Below are 23,441 nucleotides of genomic sequence, written 5' to 3'. Positions count from 1 at the left end.
CCACCGGAGTGACGTGGACGTCGCTCCGGTGGGGCCTTCGTGCTCACTCGACCGACAGGACCCGGTCAGCGGGAGGTGAAGTACTCGACGACGTGACGGGCCAGTTCGTCGAGCGTGTCGAGGGCGTACTCCCGGGGCTCCGGTCCGGATTCCTCCACCCGGAATCCCGGCCCGTCTCTGCGTGCGCGGAACACCCGGCCGTCCTGGTGGGGCGGGGGCACGGTGAAGCGGACGTCTCCGTAGCTGATCTCCGGATAGAAACTCCGCAGTTCACCGAAGGGGGCGAGGCTGACGAGCAGTTGCTGGCCGCCGGTCGGGTACTCCGAATCCAGCAGGTCCTGCCATTGCGCTTCGGCGACCCTTCCCTCGGCGAAGGCGCGCGCCAGCCGTCCCGGCTCCATGAACGGGAACTCCGAGACGTAGTCGTCGAGAGGTGCGCCGTCCCGCCAGGCGGCGACCGCCCGGAGGATCTGGCCGAGGTCGTCGGTCGCTCCCGACGCCCAGGTGACCCCGGACTCGTGGATGCCGATGCCGAAGCCCCTCTCGTGGGCCGCGACGCTGACCGACACGGTGCCGCGGTCGGTGGCGAGTTCCGCCCGGGCGAATCCCTCGACGAACCCGTCGAGCGTCAGGCCGAGACCGGCGGCGCCGTGCTTGAGCGCTTCGGCCAGGCCCTCGGACATGTCGAGATCGGGGTAGTGCACCGTGGGATCCCAGGTTTCTTTCGGCTGCTTGTCGCTATTCATCCCAGGGAACCGATCCTTTGCAGAAGCATGTGGTCATCGTGCTCCTGACCGGATCGAGTTTGCCGAAGGTGGACCAGTTGGGCTCGGGGGGCCGGGGCACCTCGACGATCGCTCCGTTCTTGCCCACGGCGTCGTAGAAGTGCACGGAGTCCCAGGAACGCTGGCCGTTGGCCACGGCTCTGGCAATCCAACTCATCTCGAGATTCGTCGCCCCGTCCTCCACGAGCCCGCGCCTCACGGCAGTGTCGAAGCCGTAGCCCCATCCGTTCAGGTTGACATGGATCCCCTTGACGTTGGGATCGCCGATCATGCGCTCCACGGGGGCCTTCCACCCGTCGTTCGGGTTCGCCATCATGTGGGTGAATTTGTTCGCCTCCGCCCACTCCCCGGTCCCCATGGTGCGCCACCCAAGGGCCAGATTGCAGTTGTGCACCAGGACCGGCGTGGAACCGGCGACCACGTAGTACGTGTGCAGTTCCTCGACCGTGAGGTTGTACATCTCGGCCGCGCCGGCCCGGTGGCGCACACCGATCAGGGGGACGTCGCCGTCCTCGGCGGTGCTGAGGTCGTGACCCACGGTGAGCTCGCCGGCCGGGATCCAGGCGTGTGCCGTGGCGTCCCAGAAGGGGTGCTTGAAGGTGGTGGGGATGGTGAGCACACGGCCCCGCTTGTCACGGATCCTCAGGTCGACCAGGTCCGTGTCGCGGTGACTGCCCTGAGCGGTGACCGTACGCGCCCCCAGGCGCCTGCCCGTCTTCGGATCCGCCGCCGCCACCTTGTCACCGGGCTTGATCTTCCCGATCTGTTTGGTGCGCCCGTCCTTCATGAGCACCCGGGTCGAGGAGGTGAAGCTGCACAGAATCCGCCCGGCCTTGCTCATCGCGCCGATGAATCTGGTGGCGCCCCGCGCGATACCGCCGGCGTCCGCCGAGGACATGGCCATGCCGAGGGTGTCGCACTTGTCCTGGTTGTGGTTGAAGGCGCACTGGTACCAGGGTTCGAGCATCGTCATGTCGCCGAAGGCGGACGCGACGGTCTTCAGGAGCTGTTTGTCGGAGTCGATCTCCGCCTGGGTGTAGCAGGTGTCGTACTTCGGGAGCGGCAGGACCGGATTGCCGAAGCACTTCGACGGCTTGAAGAAGTAGTTGTAGAGCTTCTGGGCCTCCTTCTGCCGCTTCTTCCTGAAGTATTCCTCGGTCTCCCTGTTGGCCTTGTTGACCTTCTCGATGTTCTTCTTGACGCACGCCGAGTCGCAGCTGTTGTCCTTGTGGCCGCACAGCTCGGGGTTGGCGTCGCACTTCGTGGTGCCCGTCGGGTCGCTGTAGGTGACCGGATTGTTCTCCGTGTAGCTGTAGCCGTTCATCTGCTGCGGGTCGCCCGAGTCCATGATCGGGTCGACGCTGATGAAACGGCCGGTCGCCAGGTCGTACTCGCGGGCGCCGAGGTGGGTCAGGCCCGTCGTGCCGTCCTCGGTGCCGCCGACGAAGCCCTTCTGGCCGGGCCATGAGGTCGGCGCCTGTCCGCGGGCGGCGCCGAAGGGCGTGGAGCGGCGCTGCTGCATGGACAGGTCGGTCGCGTCGACGGCGAGTTCGGAGGTGCCGTGGTGGTCGCCGAGGAGGAACGACAGCTTGCCGTCGTCGGTGCGGATCGCCTGGTTGCCGCCGCCGAGGTCGTAGTAGCGGGTGGCCTTGGCGGTGGTCGCGCCCTTGGCGAGGGTGAGCTCGGTGGAGCCGAGGTAGAGGGTGGCGTCGGCGTCGGTGCGGCGGATCAGGCGGTTGCCGTCGGCGTCGTAGACGTAGGAGGTGGTCCTGGTGCCCTCGGTGACCTTGGCGAGGTGTCCCTCGGCGTCCCAGTCGAGGGTCTGCTGGTCGCCGTCGACGGTACGGGTGCGGGTGTTGCCGACCGTGTCGTACGTGTAGGTGTCGATCGCCGAGCCGTTGGCCGAGGCGGTGGTGACCTGGGTCAGGCCGTGCGGGCGCGGCGACTTGGGCGCGGGGTACTCGTAGGTGCGCTTGACGTCCTTGGCGGCGTCGCCGGCGGCGTCGTGGAGCGTCTCGGTGCGCCGGTTGCCCGTGGCGTCGTAGGTGTACGACTGCCAGTAGGGCGCGGGACCGCCGAGCAGGGATCCGGCCGTGGCGGAGCAGCCGGTGGTGCCCTGGGCCCAGGCCTCGGTGAGGCGGCCGAGGTGGTCGTAGCCGAAGCACTGGTTGTCGGTGCCGTCGCGGGACACGTCACTGAGCGACGTGATGTTGCCGGCCTCGTCGTAACCGAAGGTGGAGGACTTGTCCACGCCGGGCACGCCCTCGCGGTCGACCCGCGTGTTGTTCAGGCGCTGGGTGCCCCACTGGTAGGTGTTGGTGACCTGGGTCTTCTTGCCGCCGCTCTGGTAGGTGAACTGCAGCGGCTTGCCGGTGTAGCTGTACGCGGTGTCGGTGATGTAGGTGACGCCGCCCGTGCCGGAGAGCGTGACGGGGCGCAGGACGTCGTCGTAGGTCGGGGTGAGGACGTCGGCGGCGAGGCTGCCGGCCGCCGGGTAACTGCTCGACTGGACGGTGCCGTCGGGGTTGTACTTGATGTTCGACTGGTAGGCCCCGGCGAGGGCACCCTCGGAGGCCGGGATCGTGGTGGTCACGCGGTTGGGGCGGTAGAGCGTGTCGTAGATGTTGTAGGTGGTGGTGTACGCGCTGCCGCTGGCGCCGCCGATGTAGCGGGTGGCGGAGGTCAGTTGGCCCTCGTTGCCGGCCGGGTCCCAGACGCGCTTGGTCAGCAGCGGGCCGGTGGCGGTGCCGTCGTGGGTCTCCAGCTCCCGGCTGAGACCGTCGTAGACATGGGTGACGGTCTGCTTCGGCCGGCGGTCGTCGGTGCTGGTGATCAGCAGGTTGCGGTCGTCGTAGGTGTAGCTGGACTCGCCCTTGTCGGGGTCCTTCGACGAGGTCTTGTTGCCGCGCTGGTCGTAGCCGTACGTCCACCGGTTGCCGACGGGGTCGGTTACCGCGGCCAGCCGCCCGGCGGGGTCGTAGTCGTAGTGGGTGGTGGACGGGGTGCCGGTCGGCGTGGCGGCGTCGTACTGCATCAGGTCGGTGGTGCGGCCGCGGCTGTCGGTGACCGTGGTGCTCGGGGTGCCGCCGGCCGGTGGGGTGACCGTGGTGCGGTCGCCGCCGTAGCTGGTGCTGGTGGTGGCGAGGACCGTGCCGCCGTCGCCGTTGCCGGCTATCTGCCGGGACTTGGTGACGCGGCCGAGGCCGTCGTAGGTGTTCCAGGTCTGGCTCTCCACCGCCAGGGCGTTGTCGAGCTTCAGCAGTGCGGTGGAGGGCGCGGTGGTGTTGTAGTACGGCGCGAACGCCTTGGCCGTCAGGCCGCGTTCGTCGTAGAAGACGTCGTTGACCAGCATGCCGCCGGACGGGCCGGGGGCCTGGGTCTGACGAGTCCGCAGAAAGCCGTCGTACAAGGTGTACGAGGTGCGCTGCCCTCCGTCGTTCTTCACCGCCTTGGTGGCCACCGCCACCGGCTTGCCGTCGGTGATGGTGTAGCCGAACTCGAAGTTCGGGGTCTGGTTGTTGGCCTTGGAGCGGTCGGGCAGCCAGATCCTGAGGCCGCGGCCGAGGGCGTCGTAGGTCCTGTCGGTGCGCTTGTTGTTGGTGTCCAGGACCGTCACGGGCAGACCGCGCAGCGTGTCGTACGTGGTGGTGCTGGTCTGGGCGGTGGCGGCGGTGCCCGGCGTGGCCGGCGGGGAGGTGGTGGTGACCGTGACGGGGAAGCCGGTGGTCGGGCTGTACGCCGTGGTCGTCGTCCGGCCGTCGCTGCGGTCGGTGCGCACCGGGGTGCCGGTCTGGGTCGCGGTGACCGTGCCGGTGATGTCGGTGCTGGTGAGCTGGCGGCCGTAGGTGGCGTCGTAGGTGACGCCGGACTCCAGGTAGGTCGCGGTGGTGCCGTTGTGCGTCTTCAGGCTCGCGATGCGCGTGGGATCGCCCTTGGTGGGGGCGGCGTTGTACGCCTGGCCGTCGTAGGCGGAACGGATGTCGGACAGCACGTCCTTGCTGCGGTCCGGGGTGGCGTCGCACTTGACCGCCACGGTCTCCACCCGCGAGGGCTTGGTGAGTATCCAGGCGGTGGTGTTGTCGACGTAGGTGGTGCGGGTGCACTGGTCGTCGGCCGCGGTGCCGGTGTCACCGAAGTCCTCCAGCTGCGTGACCCGCCCGGCGGTGTTCTCGTGGGTGTTGGTCTGGTAGGTCTGCCGCCACTTGTCGCCCACGCCGTCGTCGAGCGAGGTCCAGGTCCGCACGGCGGCGGTGCCGGTCAGGTTGGCGGTGGTGAGGCCCCACGGCCGGATCCGGCTGGCCGTCTGGTGGTGCCAGGGCGTGCTGACGGTCTTCTCCAGCACTCGGCCGCCGGGGCCGCTGTACTCCTCCGTCTTGTACTCGAAGCCGGCCGCGGAGTCGTGGTCGGTGATCGTGCCGCCGTTGTCGTCGGAGACACTGGCGGACTTGGTGCCCCCGGACGGGGTCGCCCGGTCGCCGTCCATGCCGCGCAGGAAGTAGTGGTCGGTCTGCGACTTCATGCCGACCGGGTCCTGGCCGCCGGTGCGTTCCTGTACATGGCCGTAGCCCCGCCACTGCGACCAGGTCTTGTACTTCTCCTTGGTCAGGCCGTCGTCGTCCGCGTAGTGCCAGGCCGCGCCGTCGAGGTAGTCGTAGCGGGTGACCATGTCCGGTGAGGAGTTGGTGCGGTCGGTCTCGGTGACCGACTCCACCACGTACTTGTTGAACCACTGCAGGGTCGGGTCGGCGTCGCCGGACTTGGTGAAGTACACCGGGTAGCAGCGGGTGGTGTTGGTCTGCGGGCTCGGCAGGTTGCCCGCGTCGCAGGCCGCCGCGGAGTAGTTGACGTCGATCTGGCCGCCGGACTCGTCGGCGACGGTGGAGAGGCGCTCCTTGATGAACGGCGCGGTGTCGTCGCCCGCGATGTCGAGGCGGTTGGCGTCCTGGTGGTATCCGAAGGTGACCTTGGGCAGTGTGACGTCCGGGGTGGCCGACCTGCCGGTGTGCTGGATCGAGTCGAGCAGCAGTTGGTAGTCGATGTCCGCCATGCCCCAGCGGTGGCCCAGTGTCCAGGTGTCGATCGGGGCGTACGTGCCGTCCGACTTCAGCACCTGCGTGGTGACCCCGGTCAGGCGCTTACGGGTCCAGAAGCTCGGGGAGGCGGACTTGGTGCAGTCCTCCCCGGACTTGCAGTTCAGGTCCCAGGGTGTGTCGTACCAGTAGAACTTCTTGTCGTCGATGGTCGAGGCGTCGCAGGTCACCCCGGTCTGCGGCAGGCAGCGCTCGGCCGAGGTGAAGGAGACCTTGGCCAGGGCCTTGGCCGAGTAGACGGTGTCCTTGCGCAGGCCGTACTCGATCCGGTCCAGGTAGCCGCCGCGGTCGTAGGCGGTCTCGTCGGCGACCGTGAGGTTGCGGGCGTAGTAGTTGGATTCCTTCTTGTAGTAGTAGGCGATCGCGTTGCCGTGGACGTCGACGGCGTAGTCGAGGTTCCAGCGGTAGGCCTGCCGGCACCAGGAGTCGGCGAAGGTGGCGGCGTGGCAGGGCTCGTCCGCGTCGTCGCCGTAGACGGGGGTCGTCCAGGTGGAGTCGGTGGTGTCCTTGCCCGATGCCCAGCCGGGCAGGCGGTTGTAGCCGAAGTAGTACTGGGCGCCGTCGGTCGTGGTGACCTTCCAGTACTCGTCGTCGCGGGCGCCGTTGGAGCGGACGTCGGTGGTGGTGCCGTAGACGCGCTGGACCTTGGTGCCGTCGTCGCCCTTGATCCTGAAGGTGTCGGTACCGGTCGGGATCAGCTCTCCGGCGCGCCCGTTGAACGAGATGGTGGCGTTGTCGTACGCCCAGCACATGTCGCCGGGCTTGTTGCCGTCGGCGTTCTTCACGTCGTCGTCGGCGCAGCTCTTGTAGCTGCGCTCGATGGAGCCGGGCCAGAGGTTGAAGCCGTCGCCCGCCCAGGAGGACTGGTTGTTGGTCGAGGACGTACGGCCGTCGATGCCCCCGGAGGAGTAGGACAGGCCCACGCTGGGCGCGAACTTGCCGGGCACACCGGGCACGGGCATGTCGTACGACCAGGAGAAGCTGCCCGAGTTCAGACTCGTCGACCAGGTCGCGGACGGGGACAACTGGCTGGCGGTGTAGTCGCCGTGGTCGCTGGAGGCACCGCCGGCGGCGGCTGTGGTCGCCGCCAGCATCATCGGCTCGGCGCCCGCGATGCTGACGTCGCCGGACAGCCGCGTTCCGTCGTTACGAGTGTCGAGCGGCTGTTGTGTACGGCACTTGGCCAGCTGTGGCGTCGTCGCGGCGCAGGCGGGCAGCCGTACCAGCTTCAGGCGGGCGGCGTAGGCACCGCCGTACGCCTGCGCGAAGGCGGAGTGGTCGACGCTGACGCCGACCTTGGTGCCGTGGGCACCGGTCCCGCGCCGCACGGAGAACAGCAGGCCCTCGACACCGGCCTTCCGGGCGGCCTTCTCGTCCAGCACGCGTACGGTCGCGGCACCCTTCAACGCCGTCGGCGTCCTCTTCGCCGCGGGCGCCGTCAGCGACACCGGCAGCGTTCCCGCGCGCCGCGTGACCGCCTTCTCGCCCGGTCGCAGGGTCACCGTCGCCGACCCGGCCTTCGGCCAGGTGTGCCGTGGCGCGGCGGACGGCACCTTGCGCTGCCCGTCCGTCCCGCGCGGCAGCGACTTCACCGTGTGCCCGGACAGCGCCTTCTCCGAGGCCGGGACCTTGGGCAGGTCGTCCGCCTGCGCCGCCGACGGCGTGAACGCCCCCTGCAGCAGGGTTCCCACCATCACCACGGACACGGTCACGGCGACTCTGCGCCGCGCTCTCGCCCGTCCCCATCTGGCCACGTTCATGTGTCTCCCCCATTCACCCGCTGGTTGGTTCCGACGCCACAGCGACTCGGCGGCCCGTCGGAACCGCGGCCGCCCGCGAATCGACCCGCCCTCGCGTGGAGTGCGGGCATGAATGCCACCCGTGCGCGGGGAGCGGGCCGTCGGCTCCGCTCCCCGCGTCGGTCGTGCCGGTCGTTACGGGCCGGGGACCGTGGCCAGGTCCGTTCCGTTGGCCAACCGGTCGATCTGCTCGTCCGAGGCCACGCCCTGGAAGGTCCACACGTCGTCGATCACGCCGGGCCAGTACTCGCCCCACGTGCCGTCCGTCCTGCCGCGGCCGAGCTGGAGGCCGGCGGTGGCGTTGAACGGCAGGACGTTGGAGTTCCAGGACACCGAGTCGGTGCAGCCCGTGACATCCGGACTCCCGTCCTCGTCACTGTCGGCGCAGACGACCTGCTCCAGGTTGCCGTCGACGTACAGCCGCATCTGATCGGCGAAGGCGTCGTAGACCACCGCCAGATGGTTCCAACTCGTGGAGTTCATGAAGTTGGGATGCTCGGCCGTCGCCACCGTCGCTCCCTTGACGTCGGAGCCCGGCATCGCCAGCTGCCATCGGCCGGCGTTCGCGGGGTCGGTCGCACTGGGTACGTACCGCACCGCGAAGCCGCTGTTGACCGCGCCCGCCTGCGAGAACACAGTCACCGGATGGTCCGGCCGGGCGGCCGTGCTCACCCACGCGGCGGCGGTGAAGCTGGTCCCGGTGGAGACGGGCGAGGTGGCCGTGGCGGCGTAGTCGCCGTTGCCGTCCAGCAGCAGCCCACCGTTGCCCACGTAGTTGGAGTTGCCGGAGGTGTCGATCGAGGCGTTGCCGGCCAGCGTCAGTGTCCGCTTGCCCGAGGAGTCGTCCGCCGAGGTCAGCGGTGTGCCGGAGCCGGAGTCCAGCTTCCAGCGGCCCTGGACGACCGGACGGGCCTTGTTCAGCTCCTTCACCTCGTCCCCGGACAGCGTCCGGTCGAACAGCCGGACATCGTCCAGGTCGCCCTTCATGAAGGCCTGGGGCCCACCCGTCGCCCTGTAGCCGAGGGTGACCGGGCCGGTGGCGAGCCAGGGGGTGGTGAAGGGCTGGGTGTCCTTCAGTACCCCGTCGACGTAGAGCCGGATCTCACCGGCGTCGATGTCGTAGACGCCCACCACGTGCGTCCACTCCCCGAGCCGGGCGGCCGCGCAGTTCACGTTCGGGTCACAGGCGTTCTGCCGGGCCCGCACCACCGTGGCGCCGGTCGCGTCGGAACCGGCGCGCAGGAAGGTCCAGCCGCCGAGTGCCGAGGAGTGGACCAGTTCGAAGCCGGGGACACTGGCGCTGCCCTGGGTCACCGCCGTCATCGTCCGGCTCTCCTTGTCCTTGGGCAGCCTGGCCCAGACGGAGACCGCGAAGCTCTGATAGGTGTCCAGCACCGGCTGCGAGGTGACCACGCCGTCGTCGACGCCGTCGAACGTCGCCGCCGTACCGTCGACGCCCGCGGAACCCAGCACCGTTCCGCCGTTGACGGTCGCCGTCACCTGCTGCGACAGGCCGATGGCCGCGGTCGCCGGGGCTTCCTCGTCCAGCGGCCAGACCACCTTCGCCGGACGGTTGGTGTTCACCGGCTGCTTGGCGTGCAGCCGGTCGATCTGCGCGTCGACCAGCGGGTAGTCGAAGAGCTGGGCCTCGTCCAGATCACCGGTGAAGAAATTGCTCAGGGTGCCGTAGTGCTGGGCGGCACCGAGGAGGGTACGGCCGCGGGAGTCCCACGGGGTGGAGAACGCCGCACTGCCGACCAGCACGCCGTCGACGTACAGCCTCATCTCCTTCTTCGCGTTCTCGAAGACGCCGACCAGGTGGGTCCAGGTGCCCAGCCGGGCGGCGGCACAGGCGGTGTCGCCGGTCGGACAGGCGGGCTGCGAGGCGCGCGTGATGGCCGGGGACGAGGCGTCGACGCTGTGCCGCAGGAACTGCCAGCCCCCCAGCACCGGCGAGTAGTAGATCTCGAAGCCGCTGGTGTTGGCTCCGGCCTGCGAGAGGGCCACGACCGAGGTGCTGGGCTGGGTGGCGGGCAGTCTGGCCCAGGTCGACACGCTGAAGCTCTTGGCCGTGTTGAGCACCGGGGAGGTGGTGGCGGCGTAGTCGTCCGTGCCGTCGAAGTGCAGACCGTGGCCGGAGACGCCGTCCCCGCCCGGGGTGGCGCCGTTCAGCTGGGCGGGCCACTCCCCGCCCGTGCCTCTGACGGTGGCCGAGCCGGCCGCCTCGTTGAGCTTCAGGTTCAGCCGGTCGGGCTGGCCCGCGTTGACCCGGAACTGATAGGTGCGGATCTCACTGCCGTTGCCCGCGGCGTCGAAGGCCTGCGCCGTGAGGAAGTTGACGCCGGACTTCGTCGGCATGAACTTGGTCGTCTGCGCGGCGCCGCCGGAGGTGGTCAGCGCGTGCGCGCTGGTGGGGTCGCCGTTGATGCCGAACCAGTACTTGGTCACGTCCGTGGACGAGGAGTCGATGGTGAAGGTGCCGTACCGGCCCACCCCGTCCAGCCACGGGTCGTTCGGGTCCTCGGGGTCCGAGGCCGGGTACTGGGTGGAGGCGATCGAGGGTCCGGCGGGCACGCTCGTGTCGTAGACCATGAGGCAGTCGGGCGCCGCCCCCGCATAACTCCACGGCGACCATTGCGCGCTGTCGTAGGAGCGCACGTGCCAGCCGACGTTCTTGTTCTTGGGGATGCTCGTCGGAAGCTGCATCGAGAAGTCGGAGCCCGACTTCTTGTACGTCGTCCGGGCCGAGGTCCAGCGGGCCGTGAAGCCCTTGCCGTCACCGGTGTCCCAGGAAGCCTGGAACTGTACGGCGATGCTGTCGCCGTCCGGGTCCGTCACGTCGTTCGCGCGGACCGTGGGCAGGATGCGGACCCGCTTGGCGGTCGCGGAGCAGGCACCGCCGGGGTCCTGCGTCAGCTGCGAGGTGCGGATCTGCGTCGGCGGACGGTTGTACTGCACCCGCAGCCACGCGTCGTCGGTGAACCGCTTCCACGACAGCACGTCGTTCTCGTCGCGGGCCTTCAGGCCGAACGTCGTGGTCGACCAGCCGTTGGCCGCCGCCTGCTGCACCGCCCGCAGCGCCCAGAACTCCACGCTGCCGCCCGGGCAGTCACTGCTCCAGCCCTTCGCCTCGCTCAGCGTCTTCTGCAGGTCGACCCAGAAGCCGTCGGCGTTCTGCGTGTTCCACGTCGTCGAGGAGCTGATTCCCTTGGTGCGCCACAGCTGCACATCGGTCTTGGTACAGCTGTAGGAGTGCGTCTCGTTGACCACGAACTCCGCCGACAGGATCGACTTGCCCGCGAACCGGGAGGTCGGGATCGTGTAGAAGATCCGCTTGACGTCCTCGGGCGCGCAGCGCGCGTCACCCGCGCAGTAGCCCATGCCCGAGTCGGAGTTGCCGTTGAACTTCCACTGCGGGGACGAGGCCCAGTAGCGGGAGGCGAAGGTCCAGCCGCTCGCCTTCGGCGTGTACCACTGCGGGTCGATGTAGACCGGGAACGTGGCGTTCTTCAGCAGTTTCCGGTCCGGCTTCAGCACCAGCTCGTCATCACCCGCGGGGACGCTCACGCCGATGGGCGCGGCCTTCGCGGACTCGCCGGGCCCGTGCGACGGATCGGCGGCCTCGGCCGCCTTCCCGGCCGCCGTGCGCGCCGCCGCGGTCGAAGCGCTTTTGCTGGAGTCCCACATCATCGGCCGCGCGGCCTCGAAGACCGGTCCGCCGGCGCCCGTGTCGACGGCCGCGAGGCCACCGTCCGGCGTGGTGCGCACGTCCATGCCGCCGGCGTCCATCGCCAGCCGCAGTTCGGCCAGCTTCGGGTCCGCCGCCGCTTCGGGCGTCTTGACGATCAGTACCTGCGAGACGCCGTCGACGCTCGCCTTCACCTGAAGGTCCACGTCCCCCAGCACCGACGGATAGGTCGCCGTGTCACCGTCGATCACCGGCTCCGGCAAGGCCGTGGGCCAAGACAGGGACAGCTTCCGGCCCGCCCGCTCCAGCGTGATCAGGGGCTGCTTCTTCCCGCCGCCGGAGAACGCGATACCCACCGTCGCCGCCTTGGGCGCGACGCTGCCGTCCGCGCGCTTCTCCAGCGTGGTGTCGATCGCCTTCCACCGGCCGTCCACCCGGGCACGCACGGGACGCAAATGTTCCACGGCTTCGAAATTGCCGTTCGGCAGGGCGTACGTCTCGCTGGTTTCAGCGCGCAGAGAGGTGATCTCCACCTTCTTTCCCGAACGCTCGGCCCGACCGAAAGCGACGCTCTCCGGGTCTTTCGCCGTCGCCGTTCCGGCGGATGCCGCAGCCGTTCCGGCGGATGCCGCAGCCGTTCCGGCGGATGCCGGCACCACCCCGGCCAGCAATGTCAGACCTACCACGACACTCACTGCGCAGGCAGCGGCGCGGCCCCGTCTGGGAACCGTCATCCCCCAGTCCTCCCCCGGACTTTTAAATCGACAAAATGATCAAGCTGTCGCCCGTTGAAGGTAAAGGGAGGGCAACAGCTAGTCCAGGGAAATCGATAGGTAAATCCAAGGATTTAACCGACAAAGCCTATGGGGAACCTGTGTGACACCCATCACAATGTCAACATTTCGCCACCACGCGCTCTGGAAATTGGGGACGTAAATCAAAGCGCAGGAGAATTCCAGGTGAATACTCCGTGGCAACCGCAATGCTTTTCCTCCATGCCGTTCAGGACCGGTCAGAGGTCGTTCGGTGAGCCCAGGCCCGTCAGCGCGCCCACCGGATCGAGGTCGGGGGTGCCTCGGGGCCACCAGTCGTCGTCGCCCGGTTCGGATTCGTAGGCGTACCAGAGGCCGTCGCGGCCCAGGCGGAGCTGGACATGGCCGCGGGGGTGGGTGAGGTGGTTGTGCCACGGGCGGAAGGCGGGGAGGTCGGCGGCGAGGAGGAGAGGGCGGGCCCGGTCGAAGCGGCCGGCCGGTGGGTCCCAGGGCTCCTCCAGGACGGCGAGCCCTTCGAGCCCGCCCTGGCGCCAGGCGGCGACCGCGCGTGCCAGGTCGGCCGGGGTGCGGTCGGCGGCTTTGGCGAGGGAGGCGTAGAGCGCGCGGGTGCCCGCGGTGAGGCCGGAGCCGGGGCGGGCGGCGGCCAGCCGGACCGCGTCCTGCCACAGCGTCAACTCCGCCACCGGATCGCGGCCGGTGCTGAGCAGGGCATGGGCGCGCGCTGCCGCGTCGGTCGCCAACTGGTCCAGCGCGAAGGGGTCCGGGCCGCCCGGGGCCGCCGGATAAACCGGGGGCTGTTCGGGATGCGCCGGTCCGGGCAACGGGTGGGGCAGGCGCGGGAGTTCGCGCCGGGCGATGGCCTCACTGGCGCGTACGCCGGGCACGGGTGCGGGTTCCTGTTCCCGTGCGGCGCGGGCCGCGCGGGTGGCGCTCAGCCGGGAGAGCGCGTCGAGCAACTCGCGCTCACCGCGCCCGCGCAGCAGAAGCAGGACGAAGGGGTCGGCGTCGAGCAGCCGGGCCGTCTGGTAGCAGAGGGCGGCCGCGTGCTTGCAGGGGTGACCGCGGTCGGGGCAGCTGCAGTGCGGTTCGAGATCGCCCGCCTCGGGCAGCAGCGGCACCCCGCAGTCGGCGAGTGAGTGGGGCAACTCCTTGTCCAGCAGCGCCGCGATGTGCCCCGGGCGCTCGGCGGCGGCGTCCAGGAACAGCTCCCAGTCCTGGTCGGACAGCGTGCGCAGCCGCACCTGCACACGGTACGGGCGCGGCCGACTGCCCTGTACGTACGCGAGGACGAGCCCTGGCGTCACGGTGATGGCGTCCACATGCCCCTGCGCGGCGTAACCCCGCCCGCGCACCAGCCGCTTGACGTCCAGCGCGCCCTCCTCCAAGGCGGTGACCCACGCGTTCCCCCACCACGTCTCCGCGAAGCCGGCGCCCGTACCGGCGTCGGCCTCGGCGCGGTGGGGGAGCGCCGGGAAGGTGCGGCGCAGGTCGCCGTCGCGGGTGGGGGCGGCCATCGAGCGGAGGAGGAGGGGTGCGGCGGGGTCGGGAGCGAGGGGTGCCGCCGAGTAGGGGGCGAGGGCTTCGGCCGGGGGCGCGGCACGGTCCGGGTCCTGTCGGAGTTCCGAACTCGCCGTGTCCGTGCGGTCGTTGGAGTCGTGCTCCGTCTCCCTGTCGCCGTACTCCGGCTCGTCATCGGGCATACGGAAGGCCCCGGCGAGCAACTCCCGTACATCGCGCGCCTGTACGCCGGTGGATCGGCGGCTCGTGGACGGAGGCGCGGGATGACGTTGCCGGCGAGCGGCGATCTCGGCTCCGGTCTGCCCGGCGCCTTTCTGCCCGACATCCGTCCGGGCCTGCTTCGCTTCGCTGCGGGCGGCCCGAAGGGCCTCGCGCACGGCATCGGCGGGACGCGTACCCGGGGCGCGTGCCGGGGCGGGGCTGCCGGCCGAGGCGTCCGAGGTCGGGGGCGGTACGACGGCCAGCTCCGCGTCGGCCGCCTCCACGTCGGTCGACTCCGCGGCGTTGGCGTCGGCGTCGGCGTCGGCGTCCGCGACCAACTCCGGATCCCCGTCCGCCAACCCGCGCTTGGCGGAGACCGCGTGCCGCAGCGCCTCCCGGGCGGCGGCGGCACCGGGCCGGGCCGCTTCGGCGTCCGAAACGGGCTCGGGAGCGTCCGGTTCCGACTCCGTCCCGGGCTGCGACTGGGGCTGGGGCCGGGTCTGGGGCTGCGGCTGGGGCTCCCCGGAGGGCGCCGCCTCCCGCGCTTCCCGCTCCTCGCGCGCCGCCCGCAGCGCGATCCGCACCTTGTCGGCGGGGCTGGGGGTCATGACGGCCTCCGCAGGGACACCAGGTCGGACAGCTCGCGGTCGGTCAGTTCCGTGAGGGCCGACTCGCCGGAGCCGAGGATCGCGTCGGCCAGGGCGCGCTTGGCCTCCAGCATCTCGGCGATGCGGTCCTCGACCGTGCCCTCGGTGATGAGGCGGTGCACCTGGACGGGCTGGGTCTGGCCGATGCGGTAGGCGCGGTCGGTGGCCTGCTCCTCCACCGCCGGGTTCCACCAGCGGTCGAAGTGGACGACGTGGCCCGCGCGGGTGAGGTTCAGGCCGGTGCCCGCGGCCTTCAGGGACAGGACGAGGACCGGCGTCGCCCCGTCCTGGAAACGGTCCACCATGCGTTCGCGCTCCGGCACCGGCGTGCCGCCGTGGAGGAGTTCCACCGGGACCGCGCGGGCGCCCAGGTGGGAGGTGATCAGCCGGGCCATCCCGACGTACTGCGTGAAGACGATCGCCGAGCCGTCCTCGGCCAGCACCGTGTCCAACAGCTCGTCGAGCAGGGCGAGTTTGCCGGAGCGGGCGAGCAGTCCGTCGACGCGTGCGTCCTCCTTCAGATACAGCGCGGGGTGGTCGCAGATCTGCTTCAGCGCGCCGAGGAGCTTCAGCACCAGGCCGCGGCGGGCGATGCCCTCGGTGGTCTCGATGGCCAGCATGGACTCCCGCACCACCGCCTCGTACAGGGCGGCCTGTTCGCGGGTGAGCGGCACCGGGTGGTCCGTCTCCGTCTTGGGCGGCAGTTCGGGGACGATGCCGGGGTCGGACTTCTTGCGGCGCAGGAGGAAGGGCCGGACCAGACGCGCCAGGCGGGTCACCGCCTCCTCGTCCTCGCCGTTCTCCACCGCGCGCGCGTGCCGGGCGCGGAAGGACTTCAGGGGGCCGAGGAGTCCCGGGGTCGTCCAGTCGAGGAGGGCCCACAGCTCGGACAGGTTGTTCTCCACCGGTGTGCCGGTGAGGGCCACGCGCGCGGGGGACGGGATCGTGCGCAGGGCCTTCGCCGTCGCCGAGTAGGGGTTCTTGACGTGCTGCGCCTCGTCCGCGACGACCATGCCCCAGCGTTGCTCGGCAAGGCGCGGCGCCGCCGTGCGCATGGTCCCGTACGTCGTCAGGACGAAGCCGCCGGTCACCTCGTCCAGCGAGCGGTCCGGGCCGTGGAAGCGGCGGACGGGGACGCCGGGGGCGAAACGGGTGATCTCCCGCTGCCAGTTGCCCAGCAGGGAGGCCGGGCAGATCACCAACGTCGGCTCGCTGCGCGCGCGTTTGAGGTGCAGGGCGATGAGGGTGATCGTCTTGCCGAGGCCCATGTCGTCGGCGAGGCAGCCGCCGAGGCCCAGGGTGGTCATGAGGTCCAGCCAGGCCAGGCCCCGGAGTTGGTAGTCCCGCAGCCGGGCGTCGAGTCCGGGCGGGGGCTCGGCCGGGAGCACCCCGGTCGTCAGGCGGTCGCGCAGGGCGGCCAGGGCGCCGACCGGCACCGCCTCGACGGTCTCGCCGTCCACCTCGGCGCTGCCGGTGAGCGCGACGGAGAGGGCGTCGACCGGGTCGAGCAGGCCCAGTTCGCGCTTGCGGGCCTTGCGGACCAGGGCCGGATCGACGAGCACCCACTGGTCCCGCAACCGCACGACCGGCCGGTGCGCCTCGGCCAGCGCGTCCATCTCCGCCTCGCTGAGCGGGTCGCCGCCCAGCGCCAACTGCCAGCGGAACTGAAGGAGTTCCTCACTCTCGAAGAAGCCCGTGCCGTCGGTCGCCGAGCCGGGGGCCGACCGGACCACCGCGGCCGCCGAGAGGTCCTGCGCGAGGTCCCGGGGCCAGTGCACCGCGACCCCGGCCGCCGCGAGCCGGGTCGCCGCCACGCCGAGCAGGTCGCCCAACTCCTCGTCGGACAGGGCCAGTACGGCCGGCACGTCCTGCTCGGCGAGCCGGTCGAGGGGCGGCCAGATGCGGGCCGCGCGCCGCACGGCGAGGGCCGCGTCCACGCGCGCGCGGGGCCCGAACGCCACGTCCGCCTCGCCCGCCCACAGCGCCGCCGCGTCGACGACGAGGGTGGGGTCGGCGAGGCTGTGCACCTGGACGATCGCCGCGCCCGCGGTACGCACCCGCTCGCCCCCGTCGAACAGCTCGTACGCGGACAGGTCGAGCCGGAGCGAGACGCGCACGCCCGCGTCCATGCCGGCGGCGACCTCGGCGGCCCAGTCCTGCGCGTCCGGCAGGCGCTGCGGGCGGCGGTCCGCGAAGGGGCGGCCGGAGACGTGGGGTGCGGCGGGGGTGCGGGGCAGGGTGTCCGCGACCGCGTCCAGGAAGGAGCGCATCAGCGCCTCGGGCTCGGGCAGCCGAAGCGGGCCGGCCCCGGGCAGCGGGACCGCGTGGCCCTCGTACGGCAGGGCCGCGGCGACCGCCCTGAGGTGCGCGATGTCGGTCTGGTCCAAGGGGCCCGCCCGCCAGGCGTCATGGCCGGTGGCCGTCAGCCCGGGCAGCAGCCGGCCGCGCGCGGTGAGCCGCAGCGCGTGCAGCGTGGCCGCGCCCCAGCAGGCGGTGGCGGGGTGGGCGGCCGGGTCGCGCCGGGCCCGGACGAGGAGGGGCAGGGCCTCGCCGACGGGGAGGGTGAGGGCAGGCGCGGTCCTGCGCCGTACGCTCGCGCCGTGCGGTCGTACGACCGTGAGTTCGGTGTCCGCGGCGGCGGGCAGCTCGCCGCCCTCCGGGTCCCAGAAGGCGACCCGTCCGTCGCGCGGCAGGGGCGCGGGCAGGAAGACGGCCGCCAGCCGGAGGGGGATCTCCGCCCCCGTCCGCTCGGCCACCGCAGCCGTGTCGCTCATACGACCTGTCACCTCCCGCCCGTGTGTCGGATCAGACGTCTTCGACTCTACGGGCGGCCTCTGACAATCGGCCCCGGCGACCGGCCGGGGCCAGCCCCTACGGCACCGCGCGGGAGACGACGTACACCATCGGGTACGTCGCGTTGTACGTGTTCACGACCACGTCCTGCGTCGGCTTTGGGTTCTTCTGCCGGTGGACGAGCCCGAAGTAGTCGCCGCCGCGGGAGCCGGGGCCCGAGAACTTCCAGCCGGTGACCTTCCGGTCGCGGGCGCCGATGGTGACGTCGCCCTTCTTCAGGTCGGTGCGGGCGACGCCCATCTCCTTGAGGAAGGCGTCCAGGCCCGCGTTCGTGGTCTGGAACTGGGCGTAGAGACGGCTGGTCTTCCAGTTGTTCGTCTCGTAGTAGGCGACCTGGTTCGACGGGTGCGGGATCGGTACCTCGTACAGGCGGCGCTGGACCTTCGAGGGCCAGCCCTCGGTGAGGCCGGTCGCGGAGTACTTGGCCTCCTTGTCCTTGCCGCTCTGCCGGCTCTGGTCGGCGGAGATCACCAGGTAGCCGGCCGGGACGCCGATCAGCAGCACGATGATGAGCAGGGTGATGGCCCGCCGACGGATCTTGTGGCGGCGGTCCTCGACCGGTCCGGACGGTTCGTCGGGGGGTACCGCCTGACGCGGCAGCGATGCCGTCACGCGGTGTCCCTGGTCGAACGGCGGGCCTGGACGTAACGCTCGTAGCGCTCGTGCCGCTCGACCCGGCGGCGGTTGGCGCGGCGGAAGCGGCGGGCGACCAGGCGGGCCAGGTCGGCGGCGCCGACCATGCCGGCCTCGGGGCCCAGCTGGGCGCGGGCGATACGCGCCTCGGGGCGGTAGCCGCGGCCGGTGAGCTGGCGCTTGAACGCGTCGCGCGCGGGGCCGATCAGCAGGTCGTCGGCCGCGCTGACGCCGCCGCCGATGACGAAGCAGGAGGGGTCCAGGGCGGCGGCCAGGTTGGCGATGCCCACGCCGAGCCACTGACCGATGTCCTGGAGCAGCTCGATGCACATCGCGTCGCCCTCGCGGGCCAGCTCGGTGATCATCGGGCCGGTGATGTCGTCGATGTTGCCCTTGACGTGCTCGATGATCCCGTAGGCGACCGGGGAGTCGGCGGCGGCCAGCTCCTTGGCCTCGCGGACCAGCGCGTTGCCGGAGCTGTACTGCTCCCAGCAGCCGCGGTTGCCGCACGGGCAGCGGTGGCCGCCGGGCACGACCTGCATATGGCCGAACTCGCCCGCGACGCCGTACTTGCCCCGCTTGACCTGGCCGTCCTCCAGTATGGCGCCGCCGATACCGGTGCCCAGCGTGATCATGACCAGGTGGTCCTCGCCACGGCCCGCGCCGAAGCGCCACTCGGCCCAGGCGGCGGAGTTGGCGTCGTTGTCGACCAGGACGGGCACCGCGAGGCGGCCGGCGAGGCGGTCGCGCAGCGGCTCGTTGCGCCAGGAGAGGTGGGGCGCGAACAGGATGCGGTTGCGGTCGGCGTCGACCCAGCCGGCCGCGCCGATGCCCACCGCGTGCACGTCGTGGCGGTCGGACAGGTCCAGGACCAGTTCGACGATGGTGTCCTCGACGACCTTGGGGCTCTTGGACTTGTCCGGCGTCTCCGCGCGGAGCTTCTCCAAGATGTTGCCGTCGGCGTCCACGACGCCGGCCATCACCTTGGTGCCACCGATGTCGATGCCGACGGTGGGGACGCGGGGGGCGGTCAGGTGTGACCTGCGCTCCCTGGTGCCGACCGTGCGTAGCGCCGGCGCGCGGCGGGAGCCTATGGGGGCGGTGAAGTTGCCGTAGGTGCTCATCAACGCCTGATTCTGCCTCACCGTGACTCACAGTGCTGTACGGGGGAGCGATGGGGGGTGCGCGAGGCATGCCGGGTGCCGGTTCGTCGTGGCTTGTCGCGCAGTCCCCCGCGCCCCTTCTCGGCATACAACCGACGGCGCTGAAATGTACTGACATTAGAACTAACCGCAGGGCGTAGGACGACCTCAGGACCGCACGAGCAACTGGAACTCGAACGAATAGCGCGTCGGGCGGTAGGTGTGGGTGCCGAACTCCACCGCTCGGCCCGTGTCGTCGAAGGTGACGCGTTGCATGGTGAGAAGGGGGGCGCCCTCCGGCTCGGCCAGGCGGTCGGCCTCGGCGGCGGTGGCGGCCCGGGCGCCGATGGTCTGGCGGGCGCTGTGCAGGGTGATGCCGACGGCGCGCATCATGCGGTAGAGGCCGGTGGCCTCCAGTTGGTCGGTGTTCAGATCGAGCAGGCCGGGCGGGATGAAGTTGCAGAGGTACGCCATCGGCTCGCCGTGCGCCAGGCGCAGCCGCTCCACCCGGTGCACGTCACTGTCCTCGGTCACGCCCAGGGCGGCGGCGATCTCGGCGGTCGCCGGGACGATGGCGTTGACCAGTACTTTCGTCGCGGGGCGCTGTCCTGCCGCCTCCAGGTCGTCGTAGAGGCTGCTCAGTTCCAGCGGGCGCTTGACCTGGCTGTGCACGACCTGCGTACCGACGCCTCGGCGGCGCACCAGCAGACCCTTGTCGACGAGCGACTGGATGGCCTGGCGGACGGTGGGCCGGGACAACCCCAGCCGGCCGGCCAGTTCGATCTCGTTGCCCAGCAGGCTGCCGGGGGTGAGCGCTCCGTGTTCGATCGCGGCCTCCAGCTGTTGGGACAGCTGGAAGTACAGCGGCACCGGGGAACTCCGGTCCACGCTGAGGTCGAGCGACACGGTGGGGTCCACTTCTGGTTTCGGCACGGGCCGAGCGTAGCTCTGTGCGTTGTTGACGGGAAGTTGTGTAGTTCGATTGTCCGGACATACGCATTGACAGCGTACGGTCCTGACCCCCATGTTTTGTTCCATGCGCATCGGGGTCATCGGTACGGGCCGCATCGGCACCATCCACGCGAACACGCTCAGCCGTCATCGCGAGGTCGGTTCCTTGATCCTCACGGACGTGGATCCGGCACGGGCCCAGGAACTCGCGTTCCGCCTCGGGGAGACCGCGGCGCCGGGGGTGGACGAGATCTTCCGGTGGGGCGTGGACGCCGTGGTGATCACGACGGCGACCTCTGCGCACGCCGAACTGATCGGCCGGGCGGCGCGCTCGGGTCTGCCGGTGTTCTGCGAGAAGCCGATCGCGCTCGATCTGCCCGGCACGTTAAGCGCGATCGCCGAGGTCGAAACCGCCGGGACGATTCTTCAGATGGGGTTCCAGCGCCGCTTCGACGCGGGCTACACGGGCGCGCGGGAGGCCGTGCGCTCGGGGCGGCTCGGGCGGCTGCACACCGTCCGGGCGCTCACCAGTGACCAGGCCCCGCCCGCCGCCTCATGGCTGCCGCTGTCCGGCGGGCTGTACCGGGACACGCTGATCCACGACTTCGACATCCTGCGCTGGGTCACCGGCCACGAGGTCGTCGACGTCTACGCGGCCGGGTCCGACGCCGGTCCCTCGATGTTCCGCGAGGCGGGCGACATCGACACGGGCGCCGCGCTGCTGCGGCTCGACGACGGCACGCTCGCCACGGCCACCGCGACACGGCTGAACGGCGCGGGGTACGACGTCCGCATGGAGCTGGCCGGAGAGCTAGACCAGATCGTCGTCGGCCTGGACGACCGGACGCCGATCGCCTCCACCGAGCCGACCGGGCCACCGGCCGCGGACAAGCCGTGGGCCGGCTTCCTGGAGCGCTTCGGACCCGCCTACGAGGCCGAGCTGTCCGCGTTCGTCGAGGTCGTGCTCGGACGCCGGGCCAACCCCTGCGACGGGCGCGAGGCCCTCCAGGCGCTGCGCATCGCCGAGGCCTGCGAGGTATCCAGACGGGACCGCAGACAGGTCGTCCTGGCGGAGATCCCGGGCTGGACCGAGTCGGCGTACAGGTGATCCGTAGCGGGGTCGGGTCGGCATCCGGGCGCCGCGCATCGCAACCACCCCGCACCCGCCCCGGGAGCCCTACCAGCGCACCGGCAGGCTGCGCACCCCTCGCATCAGCATCCCCGGCAGCCACTCGCCGGACGGGCCGTCGAGGGCGAGGTCCGGGGCCCGCTCCAGCAGGGTCCGTATCGCCGTACGGCCCTCCAGGCGGGCCAGTGGAGCGCCCAGGCAGAAGTGGATGCCGTGGCCGAAGGCCACATGACCGCGGGTGTCGCGGCGGATGTCGAAGCGGTCGGGGGCGGGGTAGCGCAGTCCGTCGCGGTCGCCCGCGGTGAGGCCGACCATCACCGCGTCGCCCTTCTCGATGTGCGTGCCGCCGATGTCGAAGGACTCCACGGCGAAGCGGAACGTCGCGTTCTCCACCGGCCCCTCGTAGCGCAGCGTCTCCTCGACCGTGCCGTCGACGAGGCTCATGTCGGCGCGCAGCGCGGCGAGTTGGTCCGGGTGGGTGAGCAGGGCGTGCACGGCGTTGGTGATCAGGTTCACCGTCGTCTCGTGGCCCGCGATGAGCAGCACGAAGGCCATGCCGCGCAGTTCGCTCGGTGAGAGCCGGTCGCCGTCCTCGGCGGTGGTGCGGATCAGGTCGCTGAGCAGGTCGCCGCTCGGCCCCGCGCAGCGTTTGTCCTCGATCAGCTCGGTGAGGTAGTCGGCGAGCCGCACGAACGCCTCGTGCTCGCTGCCCGAATCGTTCGGCACGATCGCCTCGTTGGAGATCTTCCGGAACGCGGTGCGGTCCATCTCGGGCACGCCGAGCAGCTCGCAGATCACGGTGATCGGCAGCGGGTACGCGAAGGAGTCCACGAGGTCGGCCCGGCCGAGCGGCAGCATCGCGTCGAGGAGTTCGTCGGTGATCTGCTGGATCCTGGGCCGCAGTTCCTCCACCCGGCGCATGGTGAAGGCCCGGGAGACCAGCGAGCGCAGGCGCGTGTGCTGGGGCGGGTCGGTGGTCAGCAGGTTCTTCCCGATCAGCTCCTCGTCGAGGAACCGCACCCCGATCCTGGTGGCGTCCTTGGCGAGGCGCGGGTCGGCGAGCGCCGCGCGCGCCTCCTCGTACCCGACGACCAGCCAGGTCTCGTGGTGCTCGTCGGGCACGGGCAGCCGCACCCGGTGCACCGGTCCGCTCTCGCGCAGCCGCGCGTACACGGGATGCGGGTCGCTTCGGAACCCGTCCCCGAACTCCCCCAGGTCGATCACTTCCACCATGGACTCCCCCGTCCTTCCGCAACGACAACGTCCGGGGTCCGCCGCGAGTGCCCACCTCGCCGTCCCTGTCCGCTAGTTGCCGCCTTCTCCCGACTCCTCCAGGAGTCCCGCGTCGTACACCAGCAACGCGACCTGCACACGGTTGTTCAAGTCCAGCTTGGCGAGAATGCGGGAGACGTGGGTCTTGACGGTGGCGACGCTCATGAAGAGCTGGGCGGCGATCTCGGCGTTGGAGAGACCCCGGCCGACGGCGACGGCGACCTCGCGTTCGCGGTCGTTGAGGACGGAGATCCGCTCACGCGCGCGTGCGCGGCGGGTGTCGGCGGCGTTCCCCACGGCGTGCTCCACCAACCGACGGGTGACGGCGGGCGACAGGACGGGGTCGCCGGCCGCGACCCGCCGTACCGCCTCGACGATCTCCTTGGGAGGCGTGTCCTTGAGGACGAATCCGGCGGCGCCCGCGCGCAGGGCGCGCAGCACCTGTTCGTCGCCGTGGAAGGTGGTGAGGACGATGACCTGCGGCGCGTCCTTGCGGGTGCGCAGCCGCTCCGTGGCCGTGAGCCCGTCCACGGTCGGCATCCGGATGTCCATGAGGACGACGTCCGGCCGGGTGCGGTCCACGAGGGCCTCGACCTCGCTGCCGTCCGCGGCCTCGCCGACGACCTCGATGTCGTCGGCGCCGCCCAGCATCAGGGACAGGCCCGCCCGCACCAGCGGGTCGTCGTCGACGAGGAGCAGTCTGATCGCAGTCATGGGCCTACGTAATCACGGTTGCGCCGGGCGCAGGGCACGGGTGTGGACGGGACCCTCACTCCGGTCAACACGCGCGCGTGGAGGCGGGTTTGGAAAGTGGACGCGAGGTCGGAGGGTGGATGCGCGCCGGGAAGGCGGACGCCGGCTCGGCGGGACCGCATTCGGCGCCCCATGCCTCTCCGGGAACGCGTTCGGCGCTCCATGCCCCTCCGGGAGTGCATTCCGCGCTCGATGCCCCTCTCGGGG

At 70.9% G+C, this 23,441-nt stretch carries 11 protein-coding genes; 1 reads left to right on the top strand and 10 read right to left on the bottom strand.

Features of this window, described 5'->3' with window-relative positions:
- Positions 1–65: 65 nt before the first annotated feature.
- The 8 genes from ACWD5F_RS30520 to ACWD5F_RS30485 all read right to left on the bottom strand — a co-directional run bounded on the left by ACWD5F_RS30520 (position 66) and on the right by ACWD5F_RS30485 (position 20,035).
- Positions 66–746 (bottom strand): hypothetical protein, encoded by a 681-nt coding sequence (locus ACWD5F_RS30520; RefSeq protein WP_451259220.1) that lies wholly within the window; start codon positions 744–746, stop codon positions 66–68.
- The gene (locus tag ACWD5F_RS30515; protein ID WP_451259218.1) at positions 739–7,635 is read right to left on the bottom strand and encodes a polymorphic toxin-type HINT domain-containing protein; all 6,897 of its coding nucleotides are present in this window, start codon (positions 7,633–7,635) and stop codon (positions 739–741) included. The genes ACWD5F_RS30520 and ACWD5F_RS30515 overlap by 8 nt, the downstream gene beginning before the upstream one ends.
- A gap of 174 nt (positions 7,636–7,809) precedes the next feature.
- Complete coding sequence (locus ACWD5F_RS30510; RefSeq protein WP_451259216.1) at positions 7,810–11,895, bottom strand: LamG-like jellyroll fold domain-containing protein; 4,086 nt, start codon at positions 11,893–11,895, stop codon at positions 7,810–7,812.
- Positions 11,896–12,374: 479 nt separating this feature from the next.
- On the bottom strand, positions 12,375–14,462 hold the full coding sequence (locus ACWD5F_RS30505) for an SWIM zinc finger family protein (RefSeq protein WP_451259214.1): 2,088 nt from the start codon (positions 14,460–14,462) through the stop codon (positions 12,375–12,377).
- Positions 14,459–17,275, bottom strand: coding sequence for an SNF2-related protein (locus ACWD5F_RS30500; protein ID WP_451259212.1), 2,817 nt, complete (start codon positions 17,273–17,275; stop codon positions 14,459–14,461). The genes ACWD5F_RS30505 and ACWD5F_RS30500 overlap by 4 nt, the downstream gene beginning before the upstream one ends.
- Before the next feature lie 97 nt (positions 17,276–17,372).
- Positions 17,373–17,966 carry a sugar kinase gene (locus ACWD5F_RS30495; RefSeq protein WP_451259210.1) on the bottom strand — a complete coding sequence of 198 codons (594 nt, stop codon included), beginning with the start codon at positions 17,964–17,966 and terminating at the stop codon, positions 17,373–17,375.
- Entirely contained in the window at positions 17,963–19,111 is a 1,149-nt protein-coding gene (locus ACWD5F_RS30490) for an ROK family glucokinase (protein WP_124001679.1), read from the bottom strand. Before ACWD5F_RS30490 ends, ACWD5F_RS30495 begins: the two co-directional genes overlap by 4 nt.
- Before the next feature lie 186 nt (positions 19,112–19,297).
- Positions 19,298–20,035, bottom strand: a complete 738-nt coding sequence (locus tag ACWD5F_RS30485; protein ID WP_451259525.1) for a GntR family transcriptional regulator — start codon at positions 20,033–20,035, stop codon at positions 19,298–19,300.
- Positions 20,036–20,165: 130 nt separating this feature from the next.
- Between ACWD5F_RS30485 and ACWD5F_RS30480 the strand changes: the two genes are divergently transcribed.
- Positions 20,166–21,188 (top strand): Gfo/Idh/MocA family protein, encoded by a 1,023-nt coding sequence (locus tag ACWD5F_RS30480; protein ID WP_401718269.1) that lies wholly within the window; start codon positions 20,166–20,168, stop codon positions 21,186–21,188.
- A gap of 69 nt (positions 21,189–21,257) precedes the next feature.
- Here ACWD5F_RS30480 and ACWD5F_RS30475 read toward each other — a convergent pair whose 3' ends face one another.
- Entirely contained in the window at positions 21,258–22,442 is a 1,185-nt protein-coding gene (locus tag ACWD5F_RS30475; RefSeq protein ID WP_451259207.1) for a cytochrome P450 family protein, read from the bottom strand.
- A gap of 72 nt (positions 22,443–22,514) precedes the next feature.
- The gene (locus tag ACWD5F_RS30470) at positions 22,515–23,195 is read right to left on the bottom strand and encodes a response regulator transcription factor (protein WP_401718263.1); all 681 of its coding nucleotides are present in this window, start codon (positions 23,193–23,195) and stop codon (positions 22,515–22,517) included.
- Positions 23,196–23,441: the final 246 nt, after the last annotated feature.

The sequence above is a fragment of the Streptomyces sp. NPDC002499 genome, assembly GCF_053595415.1.
The sequence above is the reverse complement of the archived record's forward strand: the minus strand, read 5'-3'. Positions and strand labels throughout refer to the sequence as shown.

Bases quoted from the DNA above. Each gene is read 5' to 3' on its own strand.
- ACWD5F_RS30520 (WP_451259220.1), bottom strand. From the start codon at position 746: ATGAATAGCGACAAGCAGCCGAAAGAAACCTGGGATCCCACGGTGCAC.
- ACWD5F_RS30515 (WP_451259218.1), bottom strand. From the start codon at position 7,635: ATGAACGTGGCCAGATGGGGACGGGCGAGAGCGCGGCGCAGAGTCGCC.
- ACWD5F_RS30505 (WP_451259214.1), bottom strand. From the start codon at position 14,462: ATGACCCCCAGCCCCGCCGACAAGGTGCGGATCGCGCTGCGGGCGGCG.
- ACWD5F_RS30500 (WP_451259212.1), bottom strand. From the start codon at position 17,275: ATGAGCGACACGGCTGCGGTGGCCGAGCGGACGGGGGCGGAGATCCCC.
- ACWD5F_RS30490 (WP_124001679.1), bottom strand. From the start codon at position 19,111: ATGAGCACCTACGGCAACTTCACCGCCCCCATAGGCTCCCGCCGCGCG.
- ACWD5F_RS30480 (WP_401718269.1), top strand. From the start codon at position 20,166: ATGCGCATCGGGGTCATCGGTACGGGCCGCATCGGCACCATCCACGCG.
- ACWD5F_RS30475 (WP_451259207.1), bottom strand. From the start codon at position 22,442: ATGGTGGAAGTGATCGACCTGGGGGAGTTCGGGGACGGGTTCCGAAGC.
- ACWD5F_RS30470 (WP_401718263.1), bottom strand. From the start codon at position 23,195: ATGACTGCGATCAGACTGCTCCTCGTCGACGACGACCCGCTGGTGCGG.